This window comes from Kitasatospora sp. NPDC059812 (genome assembly GCF_042732075.1).
In the GTDB taxonomy this organism is placed as follows: Bacteria; Actinomycetota; Actinomycetes; order Streptomycetales; family Streptomycetaceae; genus Kitasatospora.
In genome coordinates this window covers 1-19,783 of the sequence record NZ_JBHWIO010000077.1, presented here as the reverse complement: position 1 = coordinate 19,783, position 19,783 = coordinate 1, and the positions used below count along the sequence as shown (strand labels likewise).

The window sequence follows — 19,783 nt, the reverse complement described above, 5'->3', positions numbered from 1 at the left end:
TCTGAAATGACCAGGGCACCGAACCGCTCCGGCCTCCCCGAGCCCTGCTCGGGGAGGCCGCGGCCGTAGCGGCGGCGCCGGCCGGGCCCCCAGGGGGCCCGCTATACACCTGTGTGTATACATGGCCTGTATAGTCCCGGAGCATGTCACTCGGACAGCTGTTCCTCGGCTTGCTGGAGACCCAGCCCCGCCACGGATACGACATCAAACGCCTCCACGACGAGCACTTCGGGCGCGACCGCGGCCTGCACTACGGGCAGGTGTACGCGACGCTCTCCCGGCTGCTGAAGAACGGGCTGGTGGTGGTCGACGGTGTCGAGGCCGGCGACGGCCCGGAGCGCAAGCGGTACGCGATCACCGATGCCGGGGTCACCGACCTCGCCAACTGGCTCGCGCACCCGGAGAGCCCGCAGCCGTACCTGCAGAGCACGCTCTACCAGAAGGTCGTGCTCGCCCTCCTGACCGGCCGCTCCGGCGCCGACGTCCTGGACGCGCAGCGGGCCGAACACCTCAAGGAGATGCGGGAGCTGACCCGCCGCAAGCTCACCGGGGACCTCACCGACCAGCTGATCTGCGACCACGCCCTGTTCCACCTGGAAGCCGACCTGCGCTGGCTGGAGCTCACCGCCGCCCGCCTGGACGAACTCGCCGCCCGCATCACGGAGTCCCAGCGTTGACCATGCCCGAACCCCTGCTCGCCGCCCACGACCTGCACAAGAACTTCGGGCTCACCCCGGCGCTCGGCGGGGCCTCGCTCACCGTCGCGGCCGGCGAACTCGTCGCCGTGATGGGCCCGTCGGGCTCCGGAAAGTCCACCCTGCTGCACTGCCTCGCCGGGATCACCCGGCCCGACAGCGGCCGCCTCCGCTACCGGGAACGCGACCTCACCGCCTGCTCCGACGCCGAGCTGAGCGCCCTGCGGCGCACCGAGTTCGGCTTCCTGTTCCAGTTCGGCCAGCTCGTCCCGGAACTCTCCTGCCTGGAGAACGTCGCGCTCCCGCTGCGCCTCAACGGACTGCGCCGCCGGGCCGCCGAGGCCCGGGCCCGCGAATGGCTGGAGCGCCTGGAGGTGGACGACGTGGCCGCCAAGCGCCCCGGCGAGGTCTCCGGCGGCCAGGGCCAACGGGTCGGCGCCGCGCGGGCCCTGATCACCGGACCCAGGGCGGTCTTCGCCGACGAGCCGACCGGCGCGCTCGACTCCCTCAACGGCGAGCGGGTGATGAAGCTGCTCACCCTGGCCGCCCGGGAGACCGGCGCCGCCGTCGTCCTGGTCACCCACGAGGTCAGGGTCGCCGCCTACGCCGACCGCGAGATCGTCGTCCGCGACGGCCGCACCCGCGACCTGGCGGGCGCGATATGAGCAGTTCCACCACGAGCGGCCCCGGCGTGAGCAGCCCCGACGCGAACACCCCCGCCGCCGACCGGGTCCGCTCGCCGTTCCTGGACCAGCTCGGCCTCGGCGTGCGCCTGGCCCTCACCAACGGGCGGGACGGCTGGGGGCGGCTGCTGCTCACCGCCTGCGGCGTCGGCCTGGGGGTGGCCCTGCTGCTGTTCACCGCCTCCTTCCCCGGCATCGTCCAGCACCGCAACGAGCGCCTGTACGTGCAGAACGACACCTTCCGCGACGAGGACCTGCCCACGCCCGGCGACCGGACGGTCCTCATCGCCACCGCCGACACCGCCTTCCGGGGCACCCCGATCCGTGGACGGGTCGTCCAGCCCGAGGGCCCGGACGCGGCGCTCCCGCCCGGAGTGGCCGCGTACCCGCCGCCGGGGCGGATGGTCGTCTCGCCCGCCCTGGCCGAGCTCCTGAAGGACCCGGCCAACCAGCTGCTGCGCGACCGCCTCCCCTACCCGGTGGTCGGCGGCATCGGCCCGGCCGGTCTGCTCGGCCCCGGCCAGGCCGGCTACCTGCTCGGCAGCGACCGGCTCTCGCTGGACGCCGGAGCCGACCGCATCACCTCGTACGGCCATTTCTCGCCGCCCAAGCCGATGGACCCCCGGCTGATCCTGCTCAACGCCGTCGGCCTGACCGTGATGCTCGCCCCGGTCGGCGTCTTCCTCGCCGCCGCCGCCCGCTTCGGCGGCGAACGGCGCGACCGCAGGCTCGCCGCGCTGCGCCTGGTCGGCGCGGACCGCCGGATGACCGCCCGGCTCGCCGCCGGGGAGTCCCTGGTCGGCGCGCTGCTGGGCCTGGTCGCGGGCGCGGCGCTGTTCCTGCTCGGCCGGCGGCTGACCGGCCACCTGCGGCTCGCGGGCTTCAGCTTCTACCCCGAGGACATCGCGCCGCACCCCGCCATAGCCGCCGCGATCGCCGTGGTCGTGCCGCTCCTCGGCGTCGGCGTGACCCTGCTGGCGATGCGCCGGGTCACCGTCGACCCGCTCGGCGTGGTCCGCCGGTCCGGCGCCGGCCGGCGCCGGATCGGGTGGCGGCTGGCGCTGCCGCTGGCCGGCCTCGCCCTGACGGCGCTCGCGCTGGCGCTGCCCACGCAGTACAACCCGTCCGGGATGGGGCGCACCGCCGTCTTCAACTCCGTTCAGGACACTCGCGGTTCACTGCTGGTCGCGGTCGGCGTGCTGCTGATGCTGGTGGGCGTCTGCACCCTGCTGCCCTGGCTGGTGGAGGCCGCCACCCGGCGCTCCGGCGGCGGCGTGTCCTGGCAACTCGCCATCCGAAGGCTCCAGTTGAGCTCGGGACCCGCCTCGGCCGCGGTCAGCGGCGTGGTCGTCGCCGTCGCCGGGGCGATCGCCCTGCAGACGCTCTTCCTCGGCGTCAGCGCGAGCTACGAGGACCGTCCCGGCCCCCGCGCCGCGGTCGGGCCGTACCAGCAGTCGGTGTCCTTCCCCGGCGGCGGACCGCAGGCCGACCTGCTCGCCGAGCGGCTGGCGCACTCCCCCGGGGTGCAGGCCACCGCCGCCTACACCGAGTTCGCCCTGGAGACCCCCACCGCCAAGTCCTGGGAGCTGCCCGGCGTCCGGATCGCCGGCTGCGCCGTGCTGCGCGGCTTCGCCACCCTGCCCGACTGCAAGGACGGTGACGCCTTCGCCGTCCAGGGCCGGACCATCCGACCGGGCGGCGGCACGAGCACCGGAGCGAACGACGGCACGAGCACCGGAACGAACACCGGAACGAACCGCGGCACGGACGCCGCCGCCGAGACCAGGCCCGGCACGACCGTCCACGCCGCCTACTTCCGCGGTGACGGCGAGCCGCCGTCCTGGCCACTGCCCGCGGTGACGGCCACCGTCGAGCCCGTCGAAGGCGCCGACCCCAACGGGCGGCTCGGCTCCGGCCTGCTGCTCCTCACGCCGGCCGCCGCCCCGGCCGCCGCACTGCGCGGCCAGCCCGCGACCGTCCTGGTCGCGATGGCCCCCGGCGTGCCGGACCCGAAGGAGCAACTCGCGACCGCCGTCATGGCGATCGACCCGCAGGGCTTCGCCGGGTCCCCCCTCGACCGCGTCGTCGACCCGACCTACCTCGCCGTCAAACGCCTGCTCACCGCCGGCTCCGCCGTCACCCTGCTGCTGGTCGCCCTCAGCCTGCTGGTCGGCCAGTTGGAGCGGTTCCGGGAGCAGCGCCGCATCCTCGGCGTGCTGAACGCCGTCGGCACCCGCCGCCGGATCCTGGGCCTGTCGGTGCTGTGGCAGACCCTCGTCCCGATGGCCCTGGGCATGCTGCTGGCCACCGTCGGCGGCCTGCTGATGGGAGCCGTCCTGCAGTACACGGCGGGCCTGCCCTTCGCCCTCGACTGGGGCTCCATGCTGGCCATGTCCGCGATCGCCGCCGGCGCCGTCCTCCTCACGACCGCGCTCGGCCTGCCGCAGCTCCTGCGCCTGATGCGGCCCGGCGAACTGCGCTACGAGTAGCACCGGCCACCGGGGGCCGTCCCACCAGGCGACGGCGACGGCAACGGCCCCCGGTGTCGGTCACAGGTCGTCGAGGGGTTCGTCCAGGACGCCCTCGCGGGCGATGATGTAGCCGAGGTGGCCACGGCTGCGGCTGCCGAGGAGTTCGCTGGCCTTCTGGATGTGGCTGGAGACCGTACGGGTGCTCATGCCGAGGCGGGAGGCGATGGCCTCGTCGGTGTAGCCGTTGACCATCAGGCGCAGGACGTTCTGGCGGGTGCGGTCGGTGAGCAGTTGGGGGCGGTGGCGACCCTCCAGGTAGGTGACCGGTTCGGCGCGTTCCCACATCAACTCGTAGATCTTGAGCAGGTACTCGACCAGCGGTGGGAACTGGATGAGCATCGCGGCGGCCTCGCGGTCGGCCGCGGCCGGGACGAAGGCGGTGGAGCGGTCGCAGATGATCACCCGGTCGAACACCTCGTTCAGGGTGCGTATCCGGGCGCCCTGGGCGGTGACCTGCTCGATGTAGGCCAGCGTCGGGCCGTGCGCGCGCACGGTGTGCTGGTAGAGGGTGCGCTGGCGCACGCCGCGCCCGGCGAGGGCGAGGTCGCGCGGGAGGGCGTCCGCGAGGTGCTCGGGGCTGCGGCCGCCGCCGGGCTGGGCGGTGCGCAGTTCCTCGGTGCAGGCGGCGACGGCCTTCTCCAGCGCGGGGTTGATCTCCTCGCCCGTCAGGAGGCGGACCGGCAGCTGGGCCCGGCGCATGACGTCCTGGTAGGCGCGGTCGGCGGCGGTGAAGGCGGTGCGCAGCTCGGCGAGCCGCTCCTGGTGGCCCAGCACGGCGAGTTCGAGCGGCCGGGTCAGGCCGGTGGCCGCGATGTCGGGCGGGACGGGGGTCAGCCGCTCGCCGGAGCCGGGCACGGAGCGCAGCAGGCCCATCGCGAGCAGGCACTCGGGGGCGTCTCCGGCGGCGCAGCCCTCGGCCAGCGCCACCCGGTAGAACTCGATCCCCCGGTCACAGAGCTGCGGTGTCCCCATTCCCGCGCTGTTGTCCTGGGATAGGCACATCTGGGCATCCTTCCGGCTTCGGCATTGCGATTTCACGAATGCCCGTACCGGCCACCGCCAGGCGTCTGAAATGGCAGGATGGAAATCACCTGTCGGTCGGAAGCCGTCCCCCCGGGCTCTGACTGCCGTGAGTGTACGCCCAAGTGGCGCGGAAATCAGCGGCCGACGGCGAAGCCGAGCGCGCCCGGAGGCGGGGGAGCCGACCGCGGCAGTGGCGGACCCGACCGTACCCGGCCGCGGTGACAGGCGGATGGCCGCCGTGTCGCGCCTGTCGCCCCGTCAGGGCGGCCGGGGCGGACAGCCGGCGGACGGAACGGCCGACAGACGGAGGGCACCCCTTGTTGCGAGCTGATCCCGGCCCGGCGGTCCCGCCCGTGGACCTGGCCGAGCTGGTGGACCAGCGGCTGGTGCGGCAGTTGGCGGAGGCCGCCGCCGAGCAGGTCGGCTCCGGCGCGATCCGGCTGCTGGGCGACGGCGGGCTGTTCCAGACGCTCGCCAAGCAGCTGATCGAGCACGCCCTGGAACTCGAACTCCAGGAGCACCTGCGCGGGGCCGAACCCGGCTCCGACCCCGGCGCCAACGTCCGCAACGGCGCCCGGGCCAGACGGCTGCTCACCGAGGTCGGCCCGGTCGAGGTGCGGGTGCCCCGGGACCGCCAGGGCAGCTTCACCCCCCGGGCCGTCCGCCCCCGGGCCCGCCGGCTGCCCGGCCTCGACCGGCTGGTCATCTCGCTCACCGCGCGCGGCCTCAGCTCGGGCGAGCTGGTGGCGCACCTGGCCGAGGTGTACGGCGTGGAGCTCAGCCGGGAGACCGTCTCCGCCATCACCGACCAGGTGCTCGACGAGCTCGACGAGCGGCGCCGGTGCCCGCTCGACCCCGTCTACCCGGTGGTCTTCCTCGACGCGGTGCGCAGCGGCCGCTCGGGCGGCCCGCTGGTGCACCTGGCGCTCGGGATCTCCACCGACGGCCGGCGCGAGGTCCTGGGCCTGTGGCCGGCCACGGACGGGGAGCACTGGCCGCAGGTGCTGGCCGAGCTCGCCGAGCGCGGGGTGCGCGAGGTCTGGGTACTGGTCGGCGACACCGGCGGGGGCCTGGCCGAGGCGGTGGCCGCGCGGTGGCCGCGCACCGTGGTGCACGGCTCGATGGCCCACCTGTTGCACGCCGCGCTGCGGCACGCGCCCGGCGAGGACTGGGGTGCGCTCGCGCGGACGCTGCGCGAGGTCTGTGCCGCGCCCACCGAGCGGGCGGCGATGGCGCGGCTGTCCCGGGCCGAGCGGGAGTGGGGTCCGGGCCACCGCGAGGTGTTCCGGGTGTGGCGGGCGGCCTGGCCGCTGCTCGCCGCCGGCTTCCGCTTCGGCCCCGAGGCGCGGCGCCTGCTCGCGGGCGGGGGCGCGCTGGAGCGGCTGCACGCCCGGCTGCGCCGGATCGAGCAGGCCTCGGGCCGGGTGCAGGACGAGCGGGCCGCGCTCAAGCGCGCCTACCTGGCGACGATCGCCCTGGAGTCGCCCGCCTCGGCGGGGCGGACGTGGACCGACGACTGGCCCGCCGTCCGCGAGGAACTGCGCCGGGGCTCGCACTGCTGACGCTCCATCACCTCCCGCACTGACGCTCCGTAACCCCCGCCCCCGCGGCAGCTTCGGCGGCTCCCGGGGGCCGGGGGCCGGGGGCCGGGGGCCGGGGCCTCCCTCGCCGACGCGCCGGGGGCGTGGTTTGACCGAAACCCTCGCCAGTGACCGGTTCCCACCACTGATCTGACAGTGCCAGGCACTCTTTGGATCAGATCTGTCTGTTTTTGACATGGTCTGTTCGGGCTTCCGGTTCCCGCAATGCGTGTTCCCGATCATGGCCAGAGCTTCCACCCCCGTTTGAGCCTCGGCAGGATGAATTTCCGAGCGAAGAGGGCCGACCGCCCCCTCGGAAAAAGGAATTAACGATGAAGAATCTTGCCGTTCGCATTCACCATATGCTCGGGATTCTCGCCGTTCTGCTGGTCGCCGGACTGGGCGTCCAGAGCAGCGCCGACCCGCACGCGCCCCTGGCCGCCGCCGCCCTCGTCTCGGCGCCCAACGCCGACTCCGGCTGGGGTCCGTGAGCCGCGCTCCGGCGTAATTCCCCCCTCCCCGAAATTTCTCCCAACAAAGAGGAAACCGACGATGGCGAACCCGTTCGAGGACCCCGACGCCAGCTACCTCGTCCTGGTGAACGACGAGGGCCAGCACTCGCTGTGGCCGGCCTTCAGCCCGGTGCCCGACGGCTGGCAGCAGGCCTTCGGCGCCGCCGGCCGACAGGACTGCCTCGACTACGTCGAACAGCACTGGCAGGACCTGCGGCCGAAGAGCCTGCTCGCCCAGCAGTCCGGCCACTGACCGCGGCAGCCCAGCGCCGAAACCGCACCACCGCACCACCAGAACAGCCAGAACCGCCAGAACCGCGCCACCACGCCACCGCGCCGCCGCTCCATCGACCGCCCGGGCCGACCGCCCCGAAGGTCGCCGAGCAAGCCGTTCCCGCCACCGCGGGGGCCAGCCGTACGAGGGAGAGAGCCACATGTCCGGGGTCCAGCAGACGCACAGAGCCGACCAGCGGCCGACCCTGACCGCGCTGGTCGACGCCCAGACGTCCCGCACCCCGCAGGCCCCAGCCCTGTACGCCGAGGGCACCACCCTCACGTACGCCGAGCTGGACGCCCGCGCCAACCGGCTGGCCCGGGTGCTCGCCGCCCGCGGCCTGGGCACCGAGGACATCGTCGCGCTCGCCCTGCCGAAGTCCCCCGAGGCCGTCGCCGCGATCCTCGCCGTGGCCAAGACCGGCGCCGCCTGGCTGCCCGCCGACCCGGCCTACCCCGCCGAGCGGCTGCGCCACATGCTGACCGACTCCCGCGCCGCCCTGGTGCTCACCACCGCCGAGGCCGCCGCCCAGCTGCCCGGGACCGGCGCCCCCCGGCTGCTGCTCGACGACCCCGGGCACCTCGCCGAGCTGGCCGCCCAGGCCGGCACCCCCTTCACCGCCGCCGAGCGGGTGCGGCCGCTGAGCGCCGGGAACACCGCGTACGTGATCTACACCTCCGGCTCCACCGGAGTGCCCAAGGGTGTGGCCGTCACCCACACCGGGCTGCCCAGCATGATCGACACGCAGGTCGCCGCCACCGGGGTCGGCCCCGGCAGCCGGGTGCTCCAGGCCGCCTCGCTCAGCTTCGACGTCTCCGTCTCCGACCTGGCCGTGGCGCTCTCCACCGGCGCCGCCCTGGTGCTCCCCCGCGAGCAGAGCCAGCTGGTCGGCGAGCCGCTGGCCGCGCTGATCGAGCAGTACGGCGTCACCCACGCCGACATCGCCACCGCGATGGCGGCCACCCTGCCGGACGTGCCGCTGCCCTCCCTGCGCACCCTGATCGGCGGCGGCGAGGCCATCCCGCGCGAACTGGCCGCCCGCTGCGGCCGCGACCGCCTGATGCTCAACAGCTACGGGCCGACCGAGACCACCGTCATCGTCACCATGAGCGAGCCGCTCACCGGCGAGGAGCAGCCCCCGATCGGCCACCCCTGCCAGGACGTGCGCATCCACGTGCTGGACGAGCGGCTGCGCCCGGTCGAGCCGGGCACCGTGGGCGAGCTGTACGTCTCCGGCCCGCACCTGGCCCGGGGCTACCTCGGACGCCCCGGCCTGACCGCCGAGCGCTTCGTCGCCTGCCCCTTCGGCGAGCCCGGCGACCGGATGTACCGCACCGGCGACCTCGGCAGCCAACGGCCGGACGGGCAGCTGGACTTCGTCGGCCGGGCCGACGACCAGGTGAAGATCCGCGGCTTCCGGGTGGAGCTCGGCGAGGTCGAGCAGGCCCTCTCCGCCCACCCCGAGGTGCGCCAGGCCGTGGTGCTGGTCCGCGAGGACCGCCCGGGCGAGCGCCGCCTGGTCGGCTACACCGTCGGCGCCGCCGACCCGGCCGAACTGCGCGCGTACTGCGCCGAGCGGCTGCCCGACCACATGGTGCCCACCGTCGTGGTGCTCGACCGGCTGCCGCTCACGCCCAACGGCAAGGTGGACAAGCGCGCCCTGCCGGCGCCGGTCTTCGCCGCCGCCGAGGAGGGCGGCCGGGCCCCCGCCGGGGAGCTGGAGCACACCCTCGCCCGGCTCTTCGCCGAGGTGCTGGGCCTGCCCGCGGTGGGCGTCACGGACTCCTTCTTCGAGCTCGGCGGCGACTCCATCGTGGCCATCCGGCTCGTCTCCCGGGCCCGGCACGCCGGGCTGCAGCTCACCCCCCGCGAGGTGTTCCTCTCGCCGACCGTCGAGGCGCTGGCCCGGATCGCCCGACCGCTGGAGGGGCCGGTCGTCGCCGAACCCGCCGGCGCCGGCCTCGGCGAGGTGCCGCCGACGCCGATCGTGCACTGGCTGGCCGCGCAGCACGGCGCCGTCGAGAGCTTCTACCAGTCGACCCTGCTCACCCTCCCCGCCGGGAGCGGGCCCGAGCACGTGGCCACGGCCCTCCAGGCGCTGCTCGACCACCACGACGTCTTCCGCGCCCGCACCTCCCCGCTCGCCGAGCGCCCCTGGACGCTGCACGTCCCCGCCCCCGGCGCCGTCCCCGCCGGGGCCGCGCTGCGGCACGTCGCGGGGCCGGCCACCCAGGAGGCGCTGCGCGCCGAGACCGAGGCCGCCCGCGGGCGCCTCTCGCCCGAGGACGGCCGGATGCTCCAGGCCGTCCGGTTCGACGCCGGGCCGGGCCTGCCCCCGCAGCTCCTGCTCGTGATCCACCACCTGGCGGTGGACGGCGTCACCTGGCGCATCGTCGAGGAGGACCTGCTCACCGCGCTCGCCGCCGTCCGCGAGGGCCGGGCCGTGGCGCTGGCGCCGGTGCCCACCTCCTTCCGCCGCTGGGCCCAGCGGCTCACCGCCGAGGCCGGGACCGACCGCCGGGCCGCCGAACTCCCGCTCTGGGAGGCCGCCCTGGCCACCCCGGACCCGCTGCTCGGCGCGCGCCCGCTCGACCCGGCCCGGGACACCTACGCCACCGAGGGCGTCCTGCGGCTCGTGCTGCCCGCCGAGACCACCCAGGCGCTGCTGACCCGGGTCACGGCCGCCTACCACGCGCAGGTCAACGACGTGCTGCTGACCGCGCTGGCGCTCGCCCTCGGCCACTGGCGCGGCGCGGCGACCACCGGTCCGGACGGCGCCGTGCTGGTGACCGCCGAGGGCCACGGCCGCGAGGAGGTCGTCGACGGCGTCGACCTGCACCGCACCGCCGGCTGGTTCACCTCCCTCTACCCCGTCCGGCTCGCCCCCGGGGCGCTGCCCTGGTCCGAGGTCACCGCGGCCGGCCCCGGGCTCGGCCGGGCCCTCGGCCGGGTCAAGGAGCAGCTGCGCGCCGTCCCGGACAACGGCATCGGCTACGGCCTGCTGCGCCACCTCAACCCGGCCACCGCCGCCGTGCTGGAGGGGTACGCCGATCCGCAGGTCGAGTTCAACTACCTGGGCCGCTTCGCGCCGGAGGGCGTCACCGCCGAGGACGTGCTCGCCGGCACCGAGGCGATGAGCGAGGGCGCCGCGACCGGCCTCGCGCTCGGCCGGGTGCTCGGCCTCGACGCCACCACCGTCGACACCCCGCAGGGCCCGCTGCTGGTCGCCCAGTGGTCCTACGCCACCGGGCTGCTCGCCGAGGAGCGCGTGGCCGCGCTCGCCGAGGCGTGGTTCACCGCGCTGCACGCGCTCGCCGAGCACGCCGACCGGCCGGACGCGGGCGGACACACCCCCTCCGACTTCCCGCTCGTCACCCTCGGCCAGTCCGAACTGGACCAGCTCGCCCAACACCACGCCCCCGCCCGCCTGGTGGACGTCTGGCCCACCTCGCCACTCCAGCAGGGCATGGCCTTCCACGCGGCGTACGACACCGACGGCGCCGACGTCTACACCTCCGTCTGCACCTTCGACCTCACCGGCCCGGTGGACGCCGACCGGCTGCGCGCCGCCGCCGAGGCGCTGCTGCTGCGCCACCCCAACCTCAAGGCCGGCTTCCACCAGCGCCCCGACGGCCCGCCCGTGCAGGCCGTACCGGACGGCGCCGAACTGCCCTTCACCGCCATCGACCTGACGGCACACGCCGACCCGCAGGCCGAGGCCGCGCGGATCGCCGCCGCCGAGTACGGCCGCCGCTTCGACCTCGCCCGGCCGCCGCTGCTGCGCTACACCCTGCTCACCCTCGCCCCCGGGCGCCACCAGCTGATCGCCGCCGCGCACCACATCCTGCTGGACGGCTGGTCCACCCCGCTGTTCGCCGAGGAGCTGTGGGGCCTGTACTTCCAGCAGCCGATGCCCCCGGCCGCCCCCTACCGCGAGTACCTGCGCTGGCTCACCCGGCGCGACGGCGCCGCCGCCCGCGCCGCCTGGGCCCAGGCCCTGGCGGGCGCCGACGAGCCCACCCTGCTGGCCCCCGGCCGCTCCGCCGCCGCCCCGCAGCTGCCGCTGCGCCTGCACACCGGCCTCACCCCGGCGGCCACCGAGGCGCTGGCCCGCACCGCCCGCCGCTACGGCGTCACCCTCAACACCCTCGTCCAGGCCGCCTGGGGCGTGCTGCTGGCCCGGCTCACCGGGCGCGAGGACGTGCTCTTCGGCACCACCGTCTCCGGCCGGCCGCACGACCTGCCGGGCGTGGAGCGGATGGTGGGCCTGCTCATCAACACCGTGCCGGTGCGCGTCACCCTCGACCCGGCCGAGAGCTGGGGGCAGCTGCTGCTGCGCCTCCAGCACGAGCAGTCCGCGCTGCTGGACCACCAGCACCTCAGCCTCACCGAGATCCAGCAACTCGCCGGAGTGGGCAGCCTGTTCGACACCGTCACGGTGTACGGCAACTACCCGGACCCGTCCGCCCTGGACGAGGCCGACCCGAGCGGCACCACCCACGTCACCCTGGTCGAGGACGTCGACAGCGCGCACTACCCGCTGCTGCTGGCCCTCACCCCGGGCGACGGCCTCCAACTGCGCCTGGACCACCGACCCGACGCCTTCACCCCCGCCGAGGCACGCACCCTGCTGGACCGCTTCCTCGCCCTGCTCGACCGGATCGTCGCCGACCCGGCCGAACTCGTCGGTGCCGTCCAGGTGTTGACCGAGGAGGAGCGCGAGCGGCTGCTGACCGGCGGGACCGGCGCCACCGCGCCGCTGCCGGAGGCCGCACTGCCCGAGCTGTTCGAGGCGCGGGCCGCCGAGACGCCCGACGCGGTCGCGCTCACCGCCGACGACGTCGAGCTGACCTACGCCGAACTCAACGCGCGGGCCAACGGGTTGGCGGTGCGACTGGTCGAGGCCGGGGTCCGCGCCGAGACCCCCGTCGCGCTGCTGATGGAGCGCTCGGCCGCCCTGGTGGTGGCGATCCTGGCCGTGCTCAAGGCCGGCGGCGCCTTCGTGCCGCTGGACGGCGCGCAGCCGGCCGAGCGCCTGCGGGCCGTCCTCGCGGACTCCGGGGCCCGGCTGGTGCTGGCCGACACCGCCCACCGGGCACACCCCGCGCTGACCGGACTGGACGTGCTCGACCCCGAGGGCGCACGAGACCCCGAGGGCGACGACACCGCCGGGAACCTCGGACTCCCCTTGAGCGCCGACCAGTTGGCGTACGTGATGCACACCTCCGGCTCGACCGGCGTGCCCAAGGGCATCGGCGTCACCCACCGGTCCGTGGTCGACCTCGCGCTCGGCGGGGCGTTCGCGGGCGGCGGCCACGAGCGCGTCCTGCTGCACTCCCCCGTCGCCTTCGACGCCTCCACCTACGAGCTCTGGGTGCCGCTGCTCTCGGGCGGCCGCGTGGTGGTCGCCCCCGCCGGGCGGCTCGGCGTCGCCGAGCTGGCGACCGCGATCGGCCAGGGGCGGGTCGGCGCCGCCTGGATGACGGTCGGGCTCTTCAACGTGCTGGCCGCCGAGGCCCCGGAGACCTTCGCCGGGCTGCGCGAGGTGTGGACGGGCGGGGACATCGTCTCGCCGGCCGCCATCCGGCGGGTGCTGGAGCACTGCCCCGGCCTGCGGGTGGTGAACGGCTACGGACCGACGGAGACCACGACCTTCGCGACCCGCCACCCGATGGCCACCGCCGCCGAGGTCCCGGCCGCCGTCCCGATCGGGCGGCCGCTGCCCAACACCCGGGTGTACGCGCTGGACGCCGGGCTGCGCCCGGTCCCCGTCGGCGTCGCCGGTGAGCTGTACGTCGCGGGCGCCGGGCTGGCCCGGGGCTACGTCGGCCGCGCCGGCCTGACCGCCGAGCGCTTCGTGGCCTGCCCCTTCGGCGAGCCCGGCGGCCGGATGTACCGCACCGGCGACGTGGTGCGCTGGACCACCACGGGCGAACTGGAGTTCGTCGGCCGCGCCGACGACCAGGTCAAGCTGCGCGGCTTCCGGATCGAACTCGGCGAGGTGGAGGCCGCGTTCACCGCCCACCCGGCCGTCGGCCAGGCCGTCGCCGTGGTCCGCCAGGACCAGCCGGGCGACAAACGCCTGGTCGCGTACGTCACGGGCCCCGTCCGGCCCGACGAGCTGCGCGCCTTCGTCGCCGACCGCCTGCCCGGCTACATGGTGCCCGCCGCGATCGTCACCCTCGACGCGCTGCCCGTCACCCCCAACGGCAAGGTCGACCGCCGCGCCCTGCCCGCCCCCGACTACAGCGGCGCCGCCGCCGGCCGGGCCCCGCGCACCGAAACCGAGCAGGCGCTCTGCGAACTCTTCGCCGAGGTCCTCGGGTTGGCCTCGGTCGGCATCGACGACAGCTTCTTCGACCTGGGCGGCCACTCGCTGCTCGCCACCAAGCTGGTCAGCCGCGTCCGCACCGCCCTCGGCACGGAGCTGCCGATCCGCGCGCTCTTCGACCACCCGACGGTGGCCGCCCTGGCCGCCGCCCTGCCCGCCTCCGGCGCGGCCCGCCCGGCCCTGCGGCCCGTCACCCGGCCGGAGCGCGTCCCGTTGTCCTCCGCGCAGCAACGCCTGTGGTTCATCGAGCAGTTCGAGGGCCCGAGCGCGCTCTACAACACGCCCGTCGCCCTCCGGCTGACCGGCGCCCTCGACCGCCCCGCGCTGGAAGGCGCGCTGCGGGACGTGGTGGCCCGGCACGAGGTGCTGCGCACCGTCTTCCCGACCACCGACGGCCAGCCGCACCAACTGGTCGCCGAGGCCCCCGAGTCGATCCTGCGGACCATACCCGTGGCCACCGAGGCGGCACTCCGGGCCGCCCTGGCCGAGGCCGGCGGGGAGGTCTTCGACCTCGCCCACGACCTGCCCGTCCGCGCGACGCTGCTCTCCCTCCCGCACGACGAACACGTCCTGCTCGTCCTCATGCACCACATCGCCACCGACGGCTGGTCCGTCGCCCCCCTCCTACGCGACCTCGCCACCGCCTACCAGGCCCGACTGGCCGGCACCGCACCGCAGTGGCAGCCGATGCCCGTGCAGTACGCCGACTACGCCCTCTGGCAGCACGAACTCCTCGGCGCCCCGCAGCAGCCCACCGCCCTGCTCACCGAACAACTCGACTACTGGCAGCAGGCGTTGTCCGGCCTCCCGGAGGAACTGGCGCTCCCCTACGACCGGCCGCGACCGACCGTTCCCAGCCACCGGGGCAGCGCCGCCGAGTTCGAGGTCGACGCCGAACTGCACACCGCGCTGGCCGAGTTGGCCGGCACGCAGAACGCCAGCCTCTTCATGGCCCTGCAAGCCGCCGTCGCCGCCCTCTACACCCGCCTCGGCGCGGGCGCCGACCTCCCGCTCGGCACCCCCGTTGCCGGACGCACCGACGAAGCCCTCGACGACCTGGTCGGCTTCTTCATCAACACCCTGCTGCTGCGCACCGACACCACCGGCAACCCCACCTTCCGGGAACTGCTGGACCGCGTCCGCCGCACCGACCTCGACGCCTACGACCACCAGGACATCCCCTTCGAGCGCCTGGTCGAACACCTCAACCCCACCCGCACCACCCGCCACCCCCTCTTCCAGTCGCTGATCGCCCTGGAGAGCGGCCCGGCGGTGCCCGCCGCCTTCGGCGACCTGGCCTGCGCGGACCACCCCTTCGAGCTGGACGTGGCCAAGTTCGACCTGTCCTTCCGCTTCACCGAACAGGACTCCCAGGCGGGCCTGTCGGTGGCGGTCGAGTACGCGGCCGACCTCTTCGACCACGCCACCGTCACCGCCCTCGCCGAGCGGCTGCTGCGCGTCCTGCGCGCCGTCGCCGCCGACCCGGACGCCCCGATCGGCAGCATCGAGATCCTCGACCCGGCCGAACGCGAGCACCTGCTCACCGGCTGGAACGGACCGACCGCACCGGTGCCCGACACCAGCCTGCCGCAGCTGTTCGAGGCCCAGGCCGCCGCCACCCCCGACGCCCCCGCCCTGATCACCGACGCCGAACAGCTCAACTACGCCGAACTCGACTCCCGGGCCGAACACTTGGCGGCCCACCTCGCCGAGGCGGGCGTCGGCGCCGACACCCCGGTGATCCTGCTGATGGACCGCTCCGCCGACCTGGTGACGGCGATCCTGGCGGTGGCCAAGGCCGGCGGCACCTACGTCCCGCTGGACGACCGGCACCCGGCCGAGCGGCTGCGGCAGATCACCGCCGAGACGCGGGCGGCGCTCGTCCTGGTCGATCCCGCGCACCAGGGCCACCCGCTGGCCACCGACGCCCCCTGCCCCGTCCTGCCGCTCACCGAGGGCTGGTTCGACGGCCCGCGCAGGCGGCGCGCCCAGCCCGCCGGGCTCCACCCGGAGCAGCTCGCGTACGTGATGTTCACCTCCGGATCCACCGGGGTGCCCAAGGGCATCGCCATCACCCACCGGGACGTGGTGCAGCTCGCGACGGACCCGTGCTGGCACCACCCCGACGGGCTGCGGGTGCTCTTCCACGCGCCGCACGCCTTCGACGCCTCGACCTATGAACTGTGGGCGCCGCTGCTCTCCGGCGGCCAGGTGGTCGTCGCGCCGCAGGGCGACCTGGACGCCTCCGCCATCCGCGAGCTGGTCCGGGCGCACGGGCTCACCCACGTGCACGTCACCGCCGGGCTGTTCCGCGTCATCGCGGAGGAGGACCCGGGCATCTTCACCGGTGTGCGCGAGGTGCTGACCGGTGGGGACGTCGTCTCCGCCCCGGCCGTCCGCCGGGTGCTGGAGGCCGTCCCGGGCATCGCGGTGCGAGCGCTTTACGGGCCGACCGAGACGACCCTGTGCGCGACCCAGTTCCCGATGCCGACCTCCTCGGCGGTCCCGAACGTGGTGCCGATCGGCCGCCCGCTGGCCAACACCCGGACGTACGTGCTCGACACCGCGCTGCAGCCCGTACCCGTCGGCGTGGCAGGCGAGCTGTACATCGCCGGCGCCGGACTCGCCCGCGGCTACACCGGCCGCCCCTCCCTCACCGCCGAACGCTTCGTCGCCTGCCCGTTCATTTCCGGTGAGCGGATGTACCGCACCGGCGACCTCGCCCGCTGGACCACCGACGGCATCCTGGAATTCCTCGGCCGCGCCGACGACCAGGTCAAGATCCGCGGCTTCCGCATCGAACTCGGCGAAGTCGAAACCGCGTTCACCGCCCACCCCGCCGTCGGCCAAGCCCTCGCCCACGTCCGCGAAGACCAGCCCGGCGACAAACGCCTCGTCGTCTACACCACCCTCGCCAGCACAGGCGCGGACACCGTCACCGCCGGCGAACTGCGCGCAGCCGTCGCCGACACCCTCCCCAGCTACATGCTCCCCGCCGCCGTCGTCATCCTCGACACCCTCCCCGTCACCGCCAACGGCAAAGTCGACCGCCGCGCCCTCCCCGCCCCCGACTACACCGGCACCACCGAAGGCCGCGCCCCCCGCAACACCACCGAACAAACGCTCTGCGAACTCTTCGCCGACGTCCTCGGACTCACCACCGTCACCATCGACGACCGCTTCTTCGACCTCGGCGGCCACTCGCTGCTCGCCACCAGGCTGGTCAGCCGCATCCGCGCCGCCCTCGGTACGGAGCTGCCGATCCGCACCCTGTTCGACTCCCCCACGGTCGCCGCCCTGGCCGCCGTCCTGCCCGAGCGCGAACAGAAGGCCGCGCCGAAGAAGGCCCGCCCGGCCCTGCGGCCGATGCGCCGCCCGGGCGGCCCGGCCTGACCTGCCGCCCACCTCGCGGCCCCGTCCACCGCAGGACGCGCGCCCGCCGCCGGCCCGGCCGGCGGCGCGGCCCGCCGCGTCCCGCGACCGCCGAACCCCACCAGACACACCAGCCCCAGCAGTCACAGCACCCGTAAGTCGCCAGTCGGAGGCAGACCTTGATCCCGTTGTCGTTCGCCCAGCAGCGGCTCTGGTTCATCGAGCAGTTCGAGGGCCCGAGCGCCCTCTACAACACGCCGTTCGCCCTCCGGCTGACCGGCGAGCTCGACGCCGCCGCCCTCGAAGGCGCGCTGTGGGACGTGGTGGCCCGGCACGAGGTGCTGCGCACCGTCTTCCCGACCACCGACGGCCAGCCCCACCAGCACATCCTCGACCAGGGGCGCCCGCCGCTGCACCGGGTGCCGGTGGCCGACGAGGCCGAGCTGTCCGAGCGGCTGCGCGAGGACGCCGGGCAGGTCTTCGACCTCGCCGCCGATCTCCCCGTCCGCGCCTGGCTGTACGCCCTCCCCTCGCCGGGCGAGCACGTCCTGCTGCTGCTGACGCACCACATCGCCAGCGACGGCTGGTCCGTCGCCCCGCTCTTCGGCGACCTCGCCACCGCCTACGAGGCCCGGCTCGCCGGCACCGAGCCGCAGTGGGAGCCGCTGCCGGTGCAGTACGCCGACTACACCCTCTGGCAGCGCGAGCTGCTCGGCGAGGAGGACGACCCCGAGAGCGTCGTCTCCCTGCAACTCGCCTACTGGCAGCAGGCGTTGTCCGGCCTCCCCGAGGAGCTTGCACTCCCCTACGACCGCCCCCGCCCGACCGCGCCCACCCGCCGGGGCGGCGCCGCGGAGCTGGAACTCGACGTCGAACTGCACACCGCGCTGGCCGAGTTGGCCGGCACGCAGAACGCCAGCCTCTTCATGGCCCTGCAAGCCGCCGTCGCCGCCCTCTACACCCGCCTCGGTACGGGCACCGACCTGCCGATCGGCACCGTCGTCGCCGGGCGCACCGACGAAGCCCTCGACGACCTGGTCGGCTTCTTCGTCAACACCCTGCTGCTGCGCACCGACACCAGCGGCAACCCGAGCTTCCGGGAACTGCTGGACCGCGTCCGCCGCACCGACCTCGACGCCTACGACCACCAGGACATCCCCTTCGAGCGCCTGGTCGAACACCTCAACCCCACCCGCACCGCCGGCCACCCCCTCTTCCAGTCGCTCGTCACCCTGAACACGGAGCGGGCCGGCGATCTCGCCTTCGGCCCGGTGACGGCCCGGCCGGTCGAGGCCGGCGAGGCCCAGGCCCAGTTCGACCTGAACTTCAACTTCGTCGAGCACCTCACGGCGGACGGCGACTGCCTCGGCGTCCGCGGCGCCGTCGACTACGCGGCCGACCTCTTCGACCACGCCACCGCCACCGCCCTCGCCGAGCGGCTGCTGCGCATCCTGCGCGCCGTCGCCGCCGACCCGGACGCCCCGATCGGCAGCATCGAGATCCTCGACCCGGCCGAACGCGAGCACCTGCTCACCGGCTGGAACGGACCGACCGCACCAGTGCCCGACACCAGCCTGCCCCGGCTGTTCGAGGCCCAGGCCGCCGCCACCCCCGACGCCCCCGCCCTGATCACCGACGCCGAACAGCTCAGCTACGCCGAGCTGAACGGCCGCGCCAACCGCCTCGCCGCCCTGCTGCTGGCGCGCGGCCTGACCACCGAACAGCCGGTGGCGGTGCTGATGGAGCGCTCCGCCGGGCTGCTCACGGCCGTCCTCGCGATCGCCAAGGCGGGCGGCACGTACGTCCCGCTGGACGACCGCTACCCGCTGGACCGGCTCCAGCACATCCTCACCGACACCCGCACCGGCCTACTGCTCACCGACCCGGCCCACCACGGGCATCCGGTCCTCGCCACCGGCGGCTTCGCCACCGTCGAGGTCACCGACGCGCTGCTCGCCACGGCCCCCGAGGCGGGCGACCCGGCCGTGCCCGTGCACCCCGGCCAGCTGGTCTACGTGATGTACACCTCGGGCTCGACCGGCCTGCCCAAGGGCGTCGCCGTCACCCACCGCAACGTGGTGGACCTGCTGGGCAACCAGCACTTCCGCACGGGCCACCACGAGCGCGTCCTGCTGCACTCGCCCACCGCCTTCGACGCCTCCACCACCGAGATCTGGGCACCGCTCGTCACCGGCGGGGCGATCGTGCTGGCCGAGCCCGGCGAGCTGGACATCCGGCGCCTCGCCGAGACCATCACCACCCACCGGGTGACCCTGGTCCAGGCGCCCTCGGGCCTGCTGCGGCTGATGGCCGAGGAGACGCCGGAGGCCTTCCGGGCCGTCCGGCAGGTGTGGACCGGCGGCGACGTCGTCCCGCCCGAGGCCGTCCGCCGGCTGTTCCAGGCGTGCCCGGACACCTCCGTCGTCGCGGTCTACGCGCCCACCGAGACGACGGCCATCAAGACCACCTTCACCATGACCCCCTCCTCGGCGGTCCCGAACGTGGTGCCGATCGGCCGCCCGCTGGCCAACACCCGGACGTACGTGCTCGACACCGCGCTGCAGCCCGTACCCGCCGGCGTGGCAGGCGAGCTGTACATCGCCGGCGCCGGACTCGCCCGCGGCTACACCGGCCGCCCCTCCCTCACCGCCGAACGCTTCGTCGCCTGCCCCTACGGCCAGCCCGGCGAGCGGATGTACCGCACCGGCGACCTCGCCCGCTGGACCACCGACGGCATCCTGGAATTCCTCGGCCGCGCCGACGACCAGGTCAAGATCCGCGG

At 74.8% G+C, this 19,783-nt stretch carries 9 protein-coding genes; 8 read left to right on the top strand and 1 reads right to left on the bottom strand.

Features of this window, described 5'->3' with window-relative positions; translation table 11 throughout:
• Nucleotides 1–143 precede the first annotated feature (143 nt).
• From ACFV6D_RS29805 to ACFV6D_RS29795, 3 genes are read left to right on the top strand one after another with little or no spacing between them, the layout of a single operon-like run.
• Nucleotides 144–677: a PadR family transcriptional regulator gene (locus tag ACFV6D_RS29805; RefSeq protein ID WP_363374032.1), complete on the top strand. Its 534-nt coding sequence runs from the start codon at nt 144–146 to the stop codon at nt 675–677.
• Between the two features lie 2 nt (nt 678–679).
• Entirely contained in the window at nt 680–1,360 is a 681-nt protein-coding gene (locus ACFV6D_RS29800; RefSeq protein WP_063349686.1) for an ABC transporter ATP-binding protein, read from the top strand.
• Nucleotides 1,357–3,867, top strand: a complete 2,511-nt coding sequence (locus ACFV6D_RS29795) for an ABC transporter permease (protein ID WP_380561822.1) — start codon at nt 1,357–1,359, stop codon at nt 3,865–3,867. Before ACFV6D_RS29800 ends, ACFV6D_RS29795 begins: the two co-directional genes overlap by 4 nt.
• A 60-nt stretch (nt 3,868–3,927) precedes the next feature.
• On the opposite strand, the gene ACFV6D_RS29790 is transcribed toward ACFV6D_RS29795, so the two are convergent.
• Nucleotides 3,928–4,911 carry a LuxR C-terminal-related transcriptional regulator gene (locus ACFV6D_RS29790; RefSeq protein WP_380374142.1) on the bottom strand — a complete coding sequence of 328 codons (984 nt, stop codon included), beginning with the start codon at nt 4,909–4,911 and terminating at the stop codon, nt 3,928–3,930.
• Nucleotides 4,912–5,249: 338 nt separating this feature from the next.
• On the opposite strand from ACFV6D_RS29790, the gene ACFV6D_RS29785 reads away from it, so the two are divergent.
• From ACFV6D_RS29785 to ACFV6D_RS29765, 5 genes are all read left to right on the top strand, one after another.
• Complete coding sequence (locus tag ACFV6D_RS29785) at nt 5,250–6,494, top strand: IS256 family transposase (RefSeq protein WP_380561820.1); 1,245 nt, start codon at nt 5,250–5,252, stop codon at nt 6,492–6,494.
• Nucleotides 6,495–6,874: 380 nt separating this feature from the next.
• Complete coding sequence (locus ACFV6D_RS29780) at nt 6,875–7,003, top strand: hypothetical protein (protein ID WP_380427297.1); 129 nt, start codon at nt 6,875–6,877, stop codon at nt 7,001–7,003.
• A gap of 61 nt (nt 7,004–7,064) precedes the next feature.
• A complete protein-coding gene (locus ACFV6D_RS29775; protein ID WP_063349684.1) occupies nt 7,065–7,277 on the top strand; it encodes an MbtH family protein in 213 nt (70 codons plus the stop codon).
• Nucleotides 7,278–7,458: 181 nt separating this feature from the next.
• Nucleotides 7,459–17,022: an amino acid adenylation domain-containing protein gene (locus tag ACFV6D_RS29770; protein WP_380561818.1), complete on the top strand. Its 9,564-nt coding sequence runs from the start codon at nt 7,459–7,461 to the stop codon at nt 17,020–17,022.
• A gap of 158 nt (nt 17,023–17,180) precedes the next feature.
• A partial coding sequence (locus ACFV6D_RS29765; RefSeq protein WP_380561816.1) for an amino acid adenylation domain-containing protein occupies nt 17,181–19,783 on the top strand: 2,603 nt, incomplete at its 3' end.

Bases quoted from the DNA above. Each gene is read 5' to 3' on its own strand.
- ACFV6D_RS29795 (WP_380561822.1), top strand. From the start codon at position 1,357: ATGAGCAGTTCCACCACGAGCGGCCCCGGCGTGAGCAGCCCCGACGCG.
- ACFV6D_RS29805 (WP_363374032.1), top strand. From the start codon at position 144: ATGTCACTCGGACAGCTGTTCCTCGGCTTGCTGGAGACCCAGCCCCGC.
- ACFV6D_RS29790 (WP_380374142.1), bottom strand. From the start codon at position 4,911: ATGTGCCTATCCCAGGACAACAGCGCGGGAATGGGGACACCGCAGCTC.
- ACFV6D_RS29770 (WP_380561818.1), top strand. From the start codon at position 7,459: ATGTCCGGGGTCCAGCAGACGCACAGAGCCGACCAGCGGCCGACCCTG.
- ACFV6D_RS29800 (WP_063349686.1), top strand. From the start codon at position 680: ATGCCCGAACCCCTGCTCGCCGCCCACGACCTGCACAAGAACTTCGGG.
- ACFV6D_RS29780 (WP_380427297.1), top strand. From the start codon at position 6,875: ATGCTCGGGATTCTCGCCGTTCTGCTGGTCGCCGGACTGGGCGTCCAG.
- ACFV6D_RS29775 (WP_063349684.1), top strand. From the start codon at position 7,065: ATGGCGAACCCGTTCGAGGACCCCGACGCCAGCTACCTCGTCCTGGTG.